Origin of the sequence: Kribbella qitaiheensis (assembly GCF_042657745.1) — a bacterium.
Classification (GTDB): Bacteria; Actinomycetota; Actinomycetes; order Propionibacteriales; family Kribbellaceae; genus Kribbella; species Kribbella qitaiheensis.
In genome coordinates this window covers 236,475-249,740 of the sequence record NZ_JBHSKE010000048.1, presented here as the reverse complement: position 1 = coordinate 249,740, position 13,266 = coordinate 236,475, and the positions used below count along the sequence as shown (strand labels likewise).

Sequence of the window (13,266 nt, the reverse complement as noted above, 5' to 3'; positions counted from 1 at the left end):
GGAACCGGATCAGTTCTTCGAGTAGAGCTCGACGATCAGGTGCTCGGCGACCTGGGTGTCGATCTGTGCCCGGGTGGGCAGTTGGTGCACGAGGATCCGCAGCCGCTCGGGCAGCGCCTCGAGCCAGGCCGGAACCACTCGCTCGGAGTGGGTCTCCCTGGCGATGATGAACGGCGTCATCTCGGCCGACTTCGGCCGGACGTCGATCACGTCGTGGGCCGAGACCCGGTACGACGGGATGTTCACCTTGATGCCGTTCACGGTGAAGTGACCGTGCACGACAAGCTGACGTGCCTGACGACGGGTCCGGGCCAGACCGGCGCGGTACACCACGTTGTCGAGGCGGGACTCGAGGATGATCAGCAGGTTGTCACCGGTCTTACCAGGACGCCGCGAGGCCTCCTTGTAGTACAGGCTGAACTGCTTCTCCAGCACGCCGTAGGCGTAGCGGGCCTTCTGCTTCTCACGGAGCTGAAGCAGGTACTCGCTCTCCTTGGGACGGCCGCGGCCGTGCATACCCGGCGGGTACGGACGACGCTCGAACGCCTTGTCGCCACCGACGAGGTCGACCCCGAGACGGCGCGACTTCTTGGTCATGGGTCCGGTGTAACGGGCCATTTTCGCTGCCTACCTTTCTCTGGGTCAGACCCGGCGCCGCTTGGGAGGGCGGCAGCCGTTGTGGGCGGTCGGGGTCACGTCCTGGATGGTGCCGACCTCGAGGCCGACGGCACCCAGCGAACGGATCGCGGTCTCACGGCCGGAGCCGGGACCCTTGACGAAGACGTCGATCTTGCGCATGCCGTGCTCCATCGCGCGACGGCCGGCAGCCTCGGCTGCCATCTGCGCGGCGAACGGGGTGGACTTGCGCGAACCCTTGAAGCCGACGGTGCCCGCGGAGGCCCACGAGATGACCGCGCCGGTCGGGTCGGTGATCGTCACGATCGTGTTGTTGAACGTGCTCTTGATGTGCGCGTGGCCGGCGGCCACGTTCTTCTTCTCCTTGCGGCGCACCTTCTTCGCGCCCGCCGCGGTGCGGCTCTTGGGAGGCATAGGTCAGTTGCTCCTGGGGTGGTCGACGGTCATCCGGGTCATCACTTCGTCTTCTTCTTGCCGGCGATCGCCTTACGGCGACCCTTGCGGCTACGGGCGTTGGTCCGCGTGCGCTGACCGCGCACCGGCAGGCCGCTGCGGTGCCGGCGACCCTGGTACGACCCGATCTCGATCTTGCGGCGGATGTCCGCGGTCACCTCGCGACGGAGGTCACCTTCGATCTTGTAGTTGCCTTCGATGAAGTCCCGGAGCTTGACCAGTTCTTCGTCGCCCAGTTCGTGGACGCGCTTGTCACCGGAGATCCCGGTGGCTTCGAGCGTCTTCAGGGCGCGAGTACGACCTACACCGAAGATGTAGGTGAGAGCGACCTCGATGCGCTTGTCGCGCGGCAGGTCGACCCCTACGAGGCGTGCCATGTGGCGGTGTTCCTTTCGTCGGCAGAGGTGTGGTGGCGCGCCGCGTCCTTGCCCGCCTCGGTGCTCTGCCCGATCTCTCGGGATTTCACCGGCAAGGCCCCGGCCTCTGTTCCGGGGGCAGCATCCAGCCTGTTGCTTTGCTGGACGAGCGTGCGCGCTGTGGTGCGAAAGTGCTGTGCTGCTCGAGGTGGGGCTGGATCAGCCTTGCCGCTGCTTGTGCCGCGGGTTCTCGCAGATCACCATGACCCGGCCGTGACGGCGGATCACCTTGCACTTGTCGCAGATCTTCTTGACGCTCGGATTGACCTTCATCGAGCTTCTTTCTTCGACAGGTGATGTGGTGGTTACTTGTACCGGTAGACGATGCGACCCCTGGTGAGGTCGTACGGCGACAGCTCCACGACGACCCGATCCTCGGGGAGGATCCGGATGTAGTGCTGCCTCATCTTGCCGCTGATGTGCGCGAGCACCTTGTGCCCGTTGGACAGCTCAACACGGAACATCGCGTTCGGCAGGGCCTCAACGATGGTGCCCTCGAGTTCGATGACTCCCTCTTTTTTGGGCATGTCCTCGCACTTCTGTAGACGACAACTGAATGGGTGGTACTACCGGCCCGCACCCCTGAACGAAGGCCACCCTCCCGACGGCACACAGAATGCGCTCATCGAGCAGCCGCGGGCAGCACGATCAGAGGCCACAATGGGCCAAGGGAAGAGTGTACGCCACCTACCGGCTGGAAACCCAATCGGCCTCCGCGGGCTCCAGTCCTGCGGGCCGGAGCGCCCGCCTGGCGACGGGTAGTGAGCGTCAACCGCGACGCGTGAGTTCCAGGTGTCTGACGCTCCAAAGTATGCCAGCGAGCTAGGTCTGGTCAGTCAGGGGTCTCGTGGCGGCCCACTGCTCGCCGGTCTGCCAGACGTGCTCGGGCATGAGGTCCAGCAGGTCACAGGCGGCGTCCAGTTGCGCCAGCGCAGTACCGGCGTCGCGGTAGGCGGCGAGAACCACTACGAAGCGACGGCCCTCGCAGCTGAAGCCGAAGGGCGGCACCGGCGTGAGGGCCTCGACCGCCCGCGGGTGGAGCACCTCGATGGCCAGGTCTTCCCGGCCGTTGAACAACTGGTACGGCTCGGGAAGCCCGTCCACGGACAGCTTGATCGGCAGCAGGCTGGCCGCGGCCAAGGGTGCCAGTGAGGCGGGCAGCACCTGCAGGGGCGGCAGCGGCCGCTCGACCTCCAGGTCGAGGAAGTCGAAGCCGAGTTGGCGGCGCCGGACCTTGTACCGGAGGCGGCCGGTCCAGAACTCCCGCCCGCGATGCCGCCCCGCCGTCACGTCGACGACCTCTGCCGCTGGGTCAGCGTTGAACGGCGGGAACTGCCAGCGCTCCAACAGGTCCGCATCGACCGCGTTGAAGTGCCAGCCCATCTGCTCGACGACGTCCTCCCAGGACCGCCGCAACCTGGCCTCGGACAGCCGGGTGGCCAGGGTGAAGACGATCAGCACCAGGAACCAGGCCAGCACCATCCAGCCGACCCAGCGCGGCTCGACCAGCAGGCCGATGATCACCAGCGGGACGGCGACGATGAACCAGAGCACATAGACGAGCGCGGATCCCTGCCGGAATTGCCACGCCCAGGCCGGCTTGAGCCGCGGCCGGAGGGCGCGGCGACCGACCGGAGCCGCCGTCAACGGCGCTTTCCGAGGTTGCCCAGGACGATGAACGCCCAGGGGATGAGCAGCCAGACCGGCCAGAAGTGCGGCCAGTGCCCGCCGTTGGCGAGGCCGATGACGAACCAGATGACGACGTTGATCATCACGATGCCGGTGAAGCCGCCGGCCGCCTGGCGCAGCGACGGCTGCTGGTTGTTCTTCTTCCGCTCGGGGAACTCACCGGGGGCGGGAGCGGGTTTGCTGTCCTGCACCATCGCGGGGGTCTGGTAGGTCCGGACCGGCGGCAGATCGCGCACCAGCGGTTCCAGCTCGCCGTACGTCTGCACGGCGTACAGCTGGTCGAGCCGCGAGGTGAACTCGGGTTGGTCCAGCCGACCGTCGGCGAAGGCGTCCCGCAGCCGGCCCGCGATCTTGTCGCGGTCGGCCTCGGTGAAGCGCTGGTGTGGCTGGTACTGACTGGGCATGTGCCAAGTGTGCCTCAGCCTGGGAGCGCACGGCGTCCCCCGATGGACGGACCCCGCTGTCCGTCGGCCAGTGGGCCGCTGATCAGTCTCAGTCGGCCAATGGACCGAAGGTGACACCGAGCTCCTTGAGCCGGGCCTCGCCGCCGTCCAGGGCGGTCAGCACCCACGGACCCTGCGGGGTCAGCGTGAAGGTGTGCTCGGTGTGCGCCGCGGCCGTGCCGTCGTCGGTGACGACCGTCCAGTCGTCCTCGAGCGTGTGGTTGTCCTGCTTGCCCAGCGTGAGCATCGGCTCGACCGCCAGGGCCAGGCCCTCGATCAGCTTCGGGCCCTTGCCGGCCTTGCCGTAGTTCGGCACGTTCGGCGGCTGGTGCATCGCGGACCCGATCCCGTGCCCGACGAAGTCCTCGACGATCCCGTACGACGAGTTGGCGCGGACGTGGCGCTCGACGGCGGCGGAGATGTCGGTCAGCCGACCACCCAGCCGGGCGGCGGCGAACCCGTGCCACATCGACTCCTCGCACACCTTCGCGAGCTCGAGCAGTTCGGGCGCCACCTCGCCGACGGGCACCGTGATCGCAGCGTCGCCGTGCCAGCCGTTCACGATCGCGCCGCAGTCGATCGAGATGACGTCACCCTCGCCCAGCACCCGGTCGCCGGGGATGCCGTGCACGATCTCCTCGTTCACCGACGCGCAGATGGAGCCGGTGAAACCGTGGTAGCCCTTGAACGAGGGGGTCGCGCCGGAGGACCGGATTTGGTCCTCCGCGATCGCGTCCAGCTCACCGGTGGTGATTCCGGGTCGGACCTCGGCACGGAGCAGTTCCAGCGTGCGGCCGACCACCAGGCCGGCCGTACGCATGGACAGGATCTGCTCGCGGCTCTTGATCTCGATCCCGCGGTCCTTGAACATCACAGCTCGGTTCTAACCATCCAGAGTCTTGAGGGCGGCGAGCACGCGCTCGCTGACCTCGGCGATCTCGCCGACGCCGTCCACCTCGACCAGCAGGCCGCGCTGGGCGTAGACCCGCAGCAGCGGTTTGGTCTCGGCGGCGTAGACCTCCTGGCGGTGCCGGATGACCTCTTCGGAGTCGTCCGAGCGCCCGTCGACCTTGGACCGGCGCAGCATCCGGTCCACCAGTACGTCGATGTCCGCGACCAGCGCGACCACGGCGTTCAACTGGTGGCCGTGGTCGGCCAGGATGTCGTCGAGGGTGCCGACCTGGGGAAGGGTGCGCGGGTACCCGTCCAGCAGGAAGCCGTCACCCGCGTCCGCCTCGGACAGCCGGTCCCGCACCATTGCGTTGGTGACCTCGTCCGGGACGTAGTTGCCCGCGTCCATGTAGCGCTTCGCCTCGAGACCGAGCTCGGTCTCGTCCTTCACGTTCGCGCGGAAGATGTCGCCGGTGGATACGGCCGGGATGCCGAGACGGTCCGCAAGCACCTTTGCCTGCGTCCCCTTACCCGCTCCGGGCGGACCCATCAGCAACATTCTCATCAGCGCAGGAACCCTTCGTAATTACGCTGCTGCAGCTGCGACTCGATCTGCTTCACCGTGTCCAGACCGACGCCGACCATGATCAGGATCGACGTGCCACCGAACGGGAAGTTCTGGCTGGCGTTCAGCAGGACCAGTGCGATCAGCGGGATCAGCGAGATCGCCGCTAGGTAGATGGCGCCGGGCAGCGTGATGCGGGACAGGACGTAGGAGAGGTACTCCTCGGTCGGCCGACCCGCCCGGATCCCGGGGATGAAGCCGCCGTACTTCTTCATGTTGTCTGCAACTTCCTTCGGATTGAAGGTAATCGAGACATAGAAGTACGTGAAGAAGATGATCAGGGCGACATACGTCACGATGTAGATCGGGTGATCACCCTTGACGAGGTTGCCCTGGATCCACTGCGCCCAGCCTTCGTCTTGTCGGAACTGACTGACCAGCACCGGTAGATACATCAGGCTGGAGGCGAAGATGACCGGGATCACACCCGCCTGGTTCACCTTCAGCGGGATGTAGGTCGAGGTACCGCCGAACATCTTCCGGCCGACCATCCGCTTGGCGTACTGCACCGGGATCCGGCGCTGCGCCTGTTCGATGAAGATGACCGCGGCCATGATCACCAGACCGATGGCGAGCACGACGATGAAGGTGGCGATGCCCTTCTGCTTGCGGATGCTCCACAGCTGCGACGGGAAGGTGGCGACGATCTGGGTGAAGATCAGGATCGACATGCCGTTGCCGACGCCGCGGTCGGTGATCAGCTCACCGAGCCACATCACCACACCGGTACCGGCGGTCATGGTCAGCACCATCACGGTGACCGCGAACCAGCCGTCGTTGTGCAGCAGGGGCTCGTTGCAGCCCTGGAACAGCCGGCCGGGGGTCCGGGCGAGCGCGACGAACGCGGTCGCCTGCAGGATCGCCAGACCGACCGTCAGGAAGCGGGTGTACTGGGTGATCTTGGTCTGTCCCGCCTGGCCCTCCTTCTTCAGCGACTCCAACCGCGGGATGACCACGGTGAGCAGCTGCAGAATGATGCTGGCGGTGATGTACGGCATGATGCCGAGCGCGAAGATCGCGAGCTGCAGCAGTGCCCCACCGGAGAACAGGTTGATCAGGTTGTACAGGTTCGCGTTCGAACCCGAGGTCGCCTGGTTGAGGCAGGTGTCCAGCGACTGGACGTTGACGCCAGGCGCCGGCACGACCGAGCCGATCCGGAAGATCACGACGATGAAGAGCACGAACAAGATCTTCCGGCGCAGGTCCGGAGTCTTGAACGCGTTGGCAAAGGCGCCTAACACCCTGTCCTCCCACAAGTTTCCCTTGCCCGGTCAGGGCAGGGGCCTAGCAAAGCAGCTGGGCAAGAGACGAACCAGGGCTCGTCCGAACTCCAGCGCGACAATAACAAACGCTGGCTCGCACGAGCCCTGGCACTCACACCTCGGTGGCTGATCCTCCGGCCGCAAGGATCTTGTCCTTGGCGGTCTTGGAGAACTTGTGTACCGAAACCTGCAGTGCAACGGTCAGCTCGCCGTCGCCCAGCACCTTCACCGGGAGACTGTCGCGGACCGCGCCCTTGGCGACCAGGTCGGTCACACCGACCTCGCCACCTTCGGGGAACAGCTGTCCGAGCTTGTCCAGGTTAACGACCTGGAACTCCACTCGGTTCCTGCTCTTGAAGCCTTTCAGCTTCGGCAGCCGCATGTGCAGCGGCATCTGGCCACCCTCGAAGTTCTCGGGGATGTTGTTACGGGCCTTGCTGCCCTTGGTACCGCGGCCGGCCGTCTTGCCCTTGCTGCCCTCACCACGACCCACGCGGGTCTTGGCGGTCTTGGCGCCGGGCGCCGGACGCAGGTGGTGAACCTTGAGCGCCATGTCAGTCAACCTCTTCGACGGTGATGAGGTGGCGAACCGTGCGCACCATGCCCCGGATCTCCGGGCGGTCGTCGTGAACGGCGACGTCGCCGATCCGCTTCACGCCCAGGGTCCGCAGTGTGTCGCGCTGGTTCTGCTTGCCACCGATGCCGGAACGGGTCTGGGTCACCTTCAGGCGAGCCATCAGGAAGCCACCTCCGCCCGCGCCTTCAGCAGCGCCGCCGGGGCGACGTGCTCGACCGGCAGACCACGGCGAGCCGCCACGGCCTCCGGAGTCTCCAGGCTGCGCAGCGCCTCGACGGTGGCGTGAACCACGTTGATGGCGTTGGACGAGCCCAGCGACTTGCTCAGGATGTCGTGGATCCCGGCGCACTCCAGTACCGCGCGCGCCGAACCACCCGCGATCACACCGGTACCGGGAGCGGCCGGACGCAGCATCACAACGCCTGCGGCCTTCTCGCCCTGGACCGGGTGCGGGATGGTGCCCTGGATCCTCGGCACCTTGAAGAATGCCTTCTTGGCCTCCTCGACACCCTTGGCGATCGCCGCGGGCACCTCCTTGGCCTTGCCATACCCCACACCGACGGTGCCTTCACCGTCGCCGACGACCACGAGGGCGGTGAAGCTGAAGCGACGACCACCCTTCACGACCTTGGCGACACGGTTGATGGCTACCACGCGCTCGATGTAGGCGGTCTTGTCAGCTGCCTGACCGCGACCACCGTCACGGCCACGGCGCTCACCACCGGCGCCGCCTCCGCGACGCTGCTGGCCTCCGCTCATTTCGAACTACCTTCTTCCCTTTGTGTCGCCATGTCAGAAGCCGAGCCCGCCCTCACGGGCGGCGTCGGCCAGGGCCGCGATACGGCCGTGGTACTTGTTCCCGGCCCGGTCGAAGACGACCGAGTCGATGCCGGCTGCCTTGGCGCGGTCGGCGATCAGGCCGCCCACGGTCTTGGCCTTGTCGGTCTTGTTCGCCTCCGCACCACGCAGGTCGGCCTCCATGGTGGAGGCAGAGACCAGGGTGACGCCCGCGACGTCGTCGATGACCTGAGCGAACAGGTGCTTGGAGGACTTGCTGACCACCAGGCGCGGCCGGTCGGCGGTGCCGTTGACCTTCTTGCGGACGCGGATCTGGCGACGCAGCCGGGAGGAGGTCTTCTTGGCGGAGTGCTTGTTGTGACGCAATCCGATCGCCATGGTTACTTACCAGCCTTTCCGACCTTGCGGCGCACCTGCTCGCCCGCGTACCGCACACCCTTGCCCTTGTACGGCTCGGGCTTGCGCAGCTTGCGGATGTTGGCGGCGACCTCGCCGACCGACTGCTTGTCGATTCCCTGCACCGAGAACCGGGTCGGCGTCTCCACCGTGAAGGTGATGCCGTCCGGCGCCTCCACCGTGATGGTGTGGCTGTAGCCGAGCGAGAACTCCAGCGTGGCCGGGCCCTTGGACAGGACGCGGTAACCGACGCCGACGATCTCGAGCTTCTTCTCGTAGCCGTCCGTCACGCCGGTCACCAGGTTGGCGATCAGGGTGCGGGACAGGCCGTGCAGTTCCTTGCTCTTGCGCTGGTCGTCCGGACGCGAGACGGCGATCGTGCCGTCCTCGTCGCGGTTGACCACGATCGGCTCCGCAACAACGTGCGAGAGCTGACCCTTGGGACCCTTCACGGTGACCGTCTGGCCGTCGATCGTGACGTCGACGCCGGACGGGACCGTGATCGGGAGCTTACCGATGCGAGACATGAGAGTGGTCCTCCTTCCGGTTCTTCGTCACCAGACGTAGGCGAGGACTTCCCCGCCAACGCCCTTGTTCTTGGCCTGCCGGTCGGTCAGGAGTCCCTGCGACGTCGAGATGATCGCGACGCCGAGGCCACCGAGCACCTTGGGCAGATTGGTCGACTTCGCGTACACCCGCAGGCCGGGCTTGCTGATCCGGCGCACGCCCGCGATGGAGCGCTCCCGGCTCGGGCCGAACTTCAGATCGACGATCAGGGTTTTGCCGACGGCGCCTTCCTTCGGCTCCTCCACCTTGTAGGAGGAGATGTAGCCCTCCTGCTGGAGGATGTCGGCGATGCCCTGCTTGATCTTGCTGTACGGCATCTGGGTCGACTCGTGATACGCCTGGTTGGCGTTGCGCAGACGTGTCAACATGTCTGCGATCGGGTCGGTCATCGTCATGGCCTGGGGCCTCTTTCCCGCCGTGGTTTCGCCTTCGGGCGACCTACGGTGACTAGATGGTGGTTGGAGAGAAAAACGGTGCCCGTGGTACGGATGGTCACCAGCTGGACTTGGTACTGCGTCACCAGCTGGACTTCGTCACGCCGGGCAGCTCGCCCCGGTGCGCCATCTCGCGCAGGCAGATCCGGCACAGGCCGAACTTGCGGAAGACGGCCTTGGGCCGGCCGCAGCGCTGGCAGCGCGTGTAACCACGCACCGCGAACTTCGGCTTGCGGGCCTGCTTGACCTTGAGTGCTGTCTTCGCCACGTCAGTTCTCCTTGAACGGGAAGCCGAGCTGCCGCAGCAGCGCGCGCCCCTCGTCGTCGTTCTTGGCGGTGGTCACCACGGTGATGTCCATCCCGCGAACCCGGTCGATCCGGTCCTGGTTGATCTCGTGGAACATCACCTGCTCGGTCAGGCCGAAGGTGTAGTTCCCGTTGCCGTCGAACTGCTTGGCCGACAGGCCGCGGAAGTCGCGGATCCGGGGCAGCGCGAGCGCCAGCAACCGGTCCAGGAACTCCCACATCCGGTCGCCGCGCAGCGTGACGTGCGCGCCGATCGGCATGCCCTCACGCAGCTTGAACTGCGCGATCGACTTGCGGGCCTTGGTCACCGACGGCTTCTGGCCGGTGATCGCGGCCAGGTCCTTGATGGCGCCGTCGATCAGCTTGGAGTCGCGAGCCGCCTCGCCGACACCCATGTTCACCACGATCTTGGTGAGCCCGGGTACCTGCATCACGTTCTCGAAGTGGAACTCGTCCTGCAGCTTGCCGACGATCTCGTCGCGGTACTTGGTCTTCAGCCGGGGCAGCGTCTTCGCCTCGGTGGCTGCGGTCGTCATCAGATCTCCTCGCCGGTGCGGCGTGAGATACGCACGCTGCGGAACCCGGTGTACGTCGAACCGTCGGGGCGCCGCTTCTGCACCTCGACGCGGTTGTAGCCGACGCGGGTGGTGACCTTCTGCTTCTTGCCATCCGCGTCGGTGATCTCGACGAGCAGCATCACGTTGGAGACGTGGATCGGGGCTTCCTGGGTGATGATGCCACCCGTGGTGCCGCCGCGCTGGGCCTGCTGCACCTTGGTGTGCTTCTTGACCCGGTTGACGCCTTCGACGATGACCTTCTCGACCTCGGGCAGGACCGAGATGATCTTGCCCTCGAGACCCTTGGACTTGCCGGCGATCACGCGAACGAGATCACCCTTCTTGACGTGCAGCGAACGCCGCACCTTCTCCTGCGCCATCTCAGAGCACCTCCGGAGCGAGCGAGATGATCTTCATGAAGCGCTTCTCCCGCAGCTCGCGGCCGACCGGCCCGAAGATACGGGTACCGCGCGGCTCACCGTCGGCCTTGAGGATCACCGCGGCGTTCTCGTCGAACCGGATGTAGGAGCCGTCCGGACGCCGGCGCTCCTTCACGGTGCGCACGATGACAGCCTTGACGACGTCGCCCTTCTTGACGCCACCACCCGGGATCGCGTCCTTGACGGTGGCGACGATCGTGTCACCGACACCGGCGTAGCGCCGACCTGAGCCACCGAGAACGCGGATGCACAAGATCTCCTTGGCACCCGTGTTGTCGGCGACCTTCAGTCGCGACTCCTGCTGGATCATCTGTTGATCTCCTGGTTGTCTCGCTGGTTCTCACCCGTGGTGAGCCTTGCGGAACGAATGATTTCGATTGGGTACTGCGGGGCGACGTCTGTCACTTCGCCTTTTCGAGGATCTCCACGACGCGCCAGCGCTTCGTCGCCGAGAGCGGCCGGGTCTCCATCAGGAGGACACGGTCGCCGATACCGGCGGCGTTCTGCTCGTCGTGGGCCTTGAGCTTGCTGGTGCGACGGATGACCTTGCCGTACAGCTTGTGCTTGACCCGGTCCTCGACCTCGACGGTGACGGTCTTGTCCATCTTGTCGCTCAGCACCAGACCCTCACGGGTCTTGCGGGCACCTCGCGCCTTGGTCGTGCTCACGGTCTCGTCCTTCGCTGCGTTCTCGGTCATGCCTTGCTCCCGGCCTTCTCGCTGTCGTCCGCGGTCTCCTCGGTCTCCTCGGCGTCAGCCGTGGCGACCGGAGCGTCGACCTCGTCGGTGATGCCGAGCGCCCGCTCGGTCAGCACCGTGTAGATGCGGGCGATGTCCTTACGGACGGCGCGCAGCCGGCCGTGGGACTCCAGCTGACCCGTGGCAGCCTGGAACCGGAGGTTGAACAGCTCCTCCTTGGCGTTACCGAGCTTCTCCAGAAGCTCGTCCTTTCCCAGGTTCCGCAGCTCGGCGGCGGTCAGGGTAGCCATCAGTTCTCACCTGCCTCTCGGGTGATGAAGCGGCACTTCATCGGCAACTTGTGGATCGCGCGGCGCATGGCCTCGCGGGCGACGTCCTCGGGCACACCCGACAGTTCGAACATCACGCGACCGGACTTCACGTTGGCGATCCACCACTCGGGCGAACCCTTACCGGAACCCATCCGGGTCTCGGCCGGCTTCTTGGTCAGCGGGCGGTCCGGGTAGATGTTGATCCAGACCTTTCCGCCACGCTTGATGTGCCGGGTCATCGCGATACGAGCGGACTCGATCTGCCGGTTGGTGACGTAGTGGCTCTCCAGGGCCTGGATGCCGAAGTCACCGAAGGCCAGCGTGGTGCCACCCTTGGCAGCGCCGGAGCGCTTCGGGTGGTGCTGCTTGCGGTGCTTGACCTTGCGGGGGATGAGCACTGTTCAGCTCTCCGTTCCGGTCGTCTCGGCCGGCTTGTCGGCTGCCGGCGCTGCGTCGGCCTTGGGGGCCTCGGTACGGGCGCCGCCGTCGCGACGGTCGTCACGACGACCACCACGGTCACCGCCACGGCCACCACGGTCGCCGCGGTCGCCACCGTCACGGCGGGCCGGACGGCCACGCTGCTGAGTGGCGGCGCGGGCAGCGGCCTGCGCCTCGCGCTCGGCGCGGGAGCCGGCCACGTCACCCTTGTAGATCCAGACCTTCACGCCGATCCGGCCGAAGGTCGTGCGGGCCTCGTAGAAGCCGTAGTCGATGTCCGCGCGGAGCGTGTGCAGCGGCACCCGGCCCTCGCGGTAGAACTCCGACCGCGACATCTCGGCGCCACCCAGACGACCGGAGCACTGGATCCGGATGCCCAGGGCGCCGCCACGCATGGTGGTCTGCATCGCCTTGCGCATCGCGCGGCGGAACGCCACGCGGCCGGACAGCTGCTCGGCCACGCCCTGGGCGACCAGCTGCGCGTCGACCTCGGCGTTCTTGACCTCGAGGATGTTCAGCTGCACCTGCTTGCCGGTGAGCTCCTCGAGGCTGCCCCGGATCCGGTCCGCCTCGGCGCCGCGGCGACCGATGACGATGCCCGGACGGGCGGTGTGGATGTCGACGCGGACACGGTCACGGGTGCGCTCGATCTCCACGCGGGAGATGCCGGCGCGCTCCATGCCCTTGCTCAGCAGACGGCGGATCTTGACGTCCTCGCCCACGTAGTCCTTGTACAGCTTGTCGGCGTACCAACGGCTCTTGTGGTCCGTGCTGATGCCGAGTCGGAACCCGTGCGGGTTAACCTTCTGGCCCACTAGCGGGTCCTGCCCTTCTTCTCAGCGGCGGCCTTCTTCGTGCCGTCGGCCTTCTTGGCGGCGGCCTTCTTGGTGCCGTCGGCCTTCTTGGCGTCCTTCTTGGCTTCGGCCGGCTCCGCCTCGACCTTCGGACCCACGACCACGGTGATGTGGCTGGTCCGCTTGTCGATCCGGGTGGCCCGGCCCTGTGCACGCGGGCGGTGACGCTTCAGCGTCGGTCCCTCGTCCACGAAGGCCTTCACCACGACCAGCTCGGTCCGGCTCAGGTGCTCGGTGCCCTCGGCGTTCGCCGCGGCGCTGTCGACGACCTTGTACACGGTCGCGGCAGCGGCCTGCGGGGCGAACTTCAGAGTGGCGAGTGCGTCGTCGACGCCCATGCCGCGCACCAGGTCGACCACGCGACGCGCCTTCATCGGCGTCACGCGGACGAAGCGCGCGACCGCGAAGGCCCCGGGCTCCTCGCCCAGCAGGCTCTCGCGACGGGCACTGACAGCCCTACGCTCCATTACGCTCA

25 protein-coding genes are annotated in these 13,266 nt (G+C 66.6%); all 25 read right to left on the bottom strand.

All coding sequences use genetic code 11. The features are described 5' to 3' along the window. Positions 1-9 precede the first annotated feature (9 nt). On the bottom strand, positions 10-618 hold the full coding sequence (gene rpsD, locus ACFPJ1_RS30125; RefSeq protein ID WP_132190640.1) for a 30S ribosomal protein S4: 609 nt from the start codon (positions 616-618) through the stop codon (positions 10-12). A 24-nt stretch (positions 619-642) separates the two neighbouring features. Beyond that, positions 643-1,050, bottom strand: coding sequence for a 30S ribosomal protein S11 (rpsK, locus tag ACFPJ1_RS30120; RefSeq protein ID WP_012923659.1), 408 nt, complete (start codon positions 1,048-1,050; stop codon positions 643-645). Between the two features lie 41 nt (positions 1,051-1,091). Further along, positions 1,092-1,466 carry a 30S ribosomal protein S13 gene (gene rpsM / locus ACFPJ1_RS30115; protein ID WP_132190639.1) on the bottom strand — a complete coding sequence of 125 codons (375 nt, stop codon included), beginning with the start codon at positions 1,464-1,466 and terminating at the stop codon, positions 1,092-1,094. A gap of 198 nt (positions 1,467-1,664) precedes the next feature. Continuing rightward, positions 1,665-1,778 (bottom strand): 50S ribosomal protein L36, encoded by a 114-nt coding sequence (rpmJ, locus tag ACFPJ1_RS30110; protein WP_008361054.1) that lies wholly within the window; start codon positions 1,776-1,778, stop codon positions 1,665-1,667. A 32-nt stretch (positions 1,779-1,810) separates the two neighbouring features. After that, positions 1,811-2,032 (bottom strand): translation initiation factor IF-1, encoded by a 222-nt coding sequence (gene infA / locus ACFPJ1_RS30105; RefSeq protein WP_012923661.1) that lies wholly within the window; start codon positions 2,030-2,032, stop codon positions 1,811-1,813. Positions 2,033-2,327: 295 nt separating this feature from the next. Further along, on the bottom strand, positions 2,328-3,152 hold the full coding sequence (locus ACFPJ1_RS30100) for a hypothetical protein (protein WP_380108987.1): 825 nt from the start codon (positions 3,150-3,152) through the stop codon (positions 2,328-2,330). Beyond that, entirely contained in the window at positions 3,149-3,598 is a 450-nt protein-coding gene (locus ACFPJ1_RS30095; protein WP_380108986.1) for a DUF1707 SHOCT-like domain-containing protein, read from the bottom strand. Before ACFPJ1_RS30095 ends, ACFPJ1_RS30100 begins: the two co-directional genes overlap by 4 nt. Positions 3,599-3,686: 88 nt before the next feature. Further along, positions 3,687-4,508 (bottom strand): type I methionyl aminopeptidase, encoded by an 822-nt coding sequence (gene map, locus ACFPJ1_RS30090; protein ID WP_380109378.1) that lies wholly within the window; start codon positions 4,506-4,508, stop codon positions 3,687-3,689. Positions 4,509-4,520: 12 nt separating this feature from the next. Next, complete coding sequence (locus ACFPJ1_RS30085) at positions 4,521-5,093, bottom strand: adenylate kinase (RefSeq protein WP_380108984.1); 573 nt, start codon at positions 5,091-5,093, stop codon at positions 4,521-4,523. After that, the gene (gene secY / locus ACFPJ1_RS30080; protein ID WP_380108982.1) at positions 5,093-6,394 is read right to left on the bottom strand and encodes a preprotein translocase subunit SecY; all 1,302 of its coding nucleotides are present in this window, start codon (positions 6,392-6,394) and stop codon (positions 5,093-5,095) included. The genes ACFPJ1_RS30085 and secY overlap by 1 nt, the downstream gene beginning before the upstream one ends. Before the next feature lie 133 nt (positions 6,395-6,527). Continuing rightward, positions 6,528-6,968, bottom strand: a complete 441-nt coding sequence (gene rplO / locus ACFPJ1_RS30075; RefSeq protein ID WP_132284913.1) for a 50S ribosomal protein L15 — start codon at positions 6,966-6,968, stop codon at positions 6,528-6,530. Between the two features lies 1 nt (position 6,969). Next, the gene (rpmD, locus tag ACFPJ1_RS30070; protein WP_012923669.1) at positions 6,970-7,152 is read right to left on the bottom strand and encodes a 50S ribosomal protein L30; all 183 of its coding nucleotides are present in this window, start codon (positions 7,150-7,152) and stop codon (positions 6,970-6,972) included. Then, entirely contained in the window at positions 7,152-7,751 is a 600-nt protein-coding gene (rpsE, locus tag ACFPJ1_RS30065) for a 30S ribosomal protein S5 (protein WP_077019243.1), read from the bottom strand. The genes rpmD and rpsE overlap by 1 nt, the downstream gene beginning before the upstream one ends. 33 nt (positions 7,752-7,784) lie before the next feature. Further along, positions 7,785-8,168, bottom strand: coding sequence for a 50S ribosomal protein L18 (gene rplR, locus ACFPJ1_RS30060; RefSeq protein ID WP_360277900.1), 384 nt, complete (start codon positions 8,166-8,168; stop codon positions 7,785-7,787). Between the two features lie 2 nt (positions 8,169-8,170). Then, positions 8,171-8,713 carry a 50S ribosomal protein L6 gene (rplF, locus tag ACFPJ1_RS30055; protein WP_132190628.1) on the bottom strand — a complete coding sequence of 181 codons (543 nt, stop codon included), beginning with the start codon at positions 8,711-8,713 and terminating at the stop codon, positions 8,171-8,173. A 27-nt stretch (positions 8,714-8,740) separates the two neighbouring features. Next, the gene (gene rpsH, locus ACFPJ1_RS30050; RefSeq protein WP_132190627.1) at positions 8,741-9,148 is read right to left on the bottom strand and encodes a 30S ribosomal protein S8; all 408 of its coding nucleotides are present in this window, start codon (positions 9,146-9,148) and stop codon (positions 8,741-8,743) included. A 121-nt stretch (positions 9,149-9,269) separates the two neighbouring features. Continuing rightward, positions 9,270-9,455, bottom strand: coding sequence for a type Z 30S ribosomal protein S14 (locus tag ACFPJ1_RS30045; RefSeq protein WP_012923674.1), 186 nt, complete (start codon positions 9,453-9,455; stop codon positions 9,270-9,272). A gap of 1 nt (position 9,456) precedes the next feature. After that, positions 9,457-10,029, bottom strand: a complete 573-nt coding sequence (gene rplE, locus ACFPJ1_RS30040) for a 50S ribosomal protein L5 (RefSeq protein ID WP_132284909.1) — start codon at positions 10,027-10,029, stop codon at positions 9,457-9,459. Then, on the bottom strand, positions 10,029-10,430 hold the full coding sequence (gene rplX, locus ACFPJ1_RS30035) for a 50S ribosomal protein L24 (protein WP_380108978.1): 402 nt from the start codon (positions 10,428-10,430) through the stop codon (positions 10,029-10,031). Before rplX ends, rplE begins: the two co-directional genes overlap by 1 nt. 1 nt (position 10,431) lies before the next feature. Continuing rightward, a complete protein-coding gene (gene rplN, locus ACFPJ1_RS30030) occupies positions 10,432-10,800 on the bottom strand; it encodes a 50S ribosomal protein L14 (RefSeq protein WP_077019238.1) in 369 nt (122 codons plus the stop codon). Between the two features lie 91 nt (positions 10,801-10,891). Next, on the bottom strand, positions 10,892-11,188 hold the full coding sequence (gene rpsQ, locus ACFPJ1_RS30025) for a 30S ribosomal protein S17 (RefSeq protein WP_132190624.1): 297 nt from the start codon (positions 11,186-11,188) through the stop codon (positions 10,892-10,894). Further along, positions 11,185-11,478, bottom strand: coding sequence for a 50S ribosomal protein L29 (gene rpmC / locus ACFPJ1_RS30020; protein WP_380108976.1), 294 nt, complete (start codon positions 11,476-11,478; stop codon positions 11,185-11,187). Before rpmC ends, rpsQ begins: the two co-directional genes overlap by 4 nt. Continuing rightward, positions 11,478-11,897 (bottom strand): 50S ribosomal protein L16, encoded by a 420-nt coding sequence (rplP, locus tag ACFPJ1_RS30015; protein ID WP_132190622.1) that lies wholly within the window; start codon positions 11,895-11,897, stop codon positions 11,478-11,480. The genes rpmC and rplP overlap by 1 nt, the downstream gene beginning before the upstream one ends. 3 nt (positions 11,898-11,900) lie before the next feature. Beyond that, on the bottom strand, positions 11,901-12,752 hold the full coding sequence (gene rpsC / locus ACFPJ1_RS30010; RefSeq protein ID WP_380108975.1) for a 30S ribosomal protein S3: 852 nt from the start codon (positions 12,750-12,752) through the stop codon (positions 11,901-11,903). After that, complete coding sequence (rplV, locus tag ACFPJ1_RS30005) at positions 12,752-13,258, bottom strand: 50S ribosomal protein L22 (protein WP_380108974.1); 507 nt, start codon at positions 13,256-13,258, stop codon at positions 12,752-12,754. The genes rpsC and rplV overlap by 1 nt, the downstream gene beginning before the upstream one ends. Positions 13,259-13,266 lie beyond the last annotated feature (8 nt).

Bases quoted from the DNA above. Each gene is read 5' to 3' on its own strand.
- rpsD (WP_132190640.1), bottom strand. From the start codon at position 618: ATGGCCCGTTACACCGGACCCATGACCAAGAAGTCGCGCCGTCTCGGG.
- rpsK (WP_012923659.1), bottom strand. From the start codon at position 1,050: ATGCCTCCCAAGAGCCGCACCGCGGCGGGCGCGAAGAAGGTGCGCCGC.
- rpsM (WP_132190639.1), bottom strand. From the start codon at position 1,466: ATGGCACGCCTCGTAGGGGTCGACCTGCCGCGCGACAAGCGCATCGAG.
- rpmJ (WP_008361054.1), bottom strand. From the start codon at position 1,778: ATGAAGGTCAATCCGAGCGTCAAGAAGATCTGCGACAAGTGCAAGGTG.
- infA (WP_012923661.1), bottom strand. From the start codon at position 2,032: ATGCCCAAAAAAGAGGGAGTCATCGAACTCGAGGGCACCATCGTTGAG.
- ACFPJ1_RS30095 (WP_380108986.1), bottom strand. From the start codon at position 3,598: ATGCCCAGTCAGTACCAGCCACACCAGCGCTTCACCGAGGCCGACCGC.
- map (WP_380109378.1), bottom strand. From the start codon at position 4,508: ATGTTCAAGGACCGCGGGATCGAGATCAAGAGCCGCGAGCAGATCCTG.
- ACFPJ1_RS30085 (WP_380108984.1), bottom strand. From the start codon at position 5,093: ATGAGAATGTTGCTGATGGGTCCGCCCGGAGCGGGTAAGGGGACGCAG.
- rplO (WP_132284913.1), bottom strand. From the start codon at position 6,968: ATGGCGCTCAAGGTTCACCACCTGCGTCCGGCGCCCGGCGCCAAGACC.
- rpmD (WP_012923669.1), bottom strand. From the start codon at position 7,152: ATGGCTCGCCTGAAGGTGACCCAGACCCGTTCCGGCATCGGTGGCAAG.
- rpsE (WP_077019243.1), bottom strand. From the start codon at position 7,751: ATGAGCGGAGGCCAGCAGCGTCGCGGAGGCGGCGCCGGTGGTGAGCGC.
- rplR (WP_360277900.1), bottom strand. From the start codon at position 8,168: ATGGCGATCGGATTGCGTCACAACAAGCACTCCGCCAAGAAGACCTCC.
- rplF (WP_132190628.1), bottom strand. From the start codon at position 8,713: ATGTCTCGCATCGGTAAGCTCCCGATCACGGTCCCGTCCGGCGTCGAC.
- rpsH (WP_132190627.1), bottom strand. From the start codon at position 9,148: ATGACGATGACCGACCCGATCGCAGACATGTTGACACGTCTGCGCAAC.
- rplE (WP_132284909.1), bottom strand. From the start codon at position 10,029: ATGACGACCGCAGCCACCGAGGCGAAGACGCTGCCCCGGCTGAAGACC.
- rplX (WP_380108978.1), bottom strand. From the start codon at position 10,430: ATGGCGCAGGAGAAGGTGCGGCGTTCGCTGCACGTCAAGAAGGGTGAT.
- rplN (WP_077019238.1), bottom strand. From the start codon at position 10,800: ATGATCCAGCAGGAGTCGCGACTGAAGGTCGCCGACAACACGGGTGCC.
- rpsQ (WP_132190624.1), bottom strand. From the start codon at position 11,188: ATGACCGAGAACGCAGCGAAGGACGAGACCGTGAGCACGACCAAGGCG.
- rpmC (WP_380108976.1), bottom strand. From the start codon at position 11,478: ATGGCTACCCTGACCGCCGCCGAGCTGCGGAACCTGGGAAAGGACGAG.
- rplV (WP_380108974.1), bottom strand. From the start codon at position 13,258: ATGGAGCGTAGGGCTGTCAGTGCCCGTCGCGAGAGCCTGCTGGGCGAG.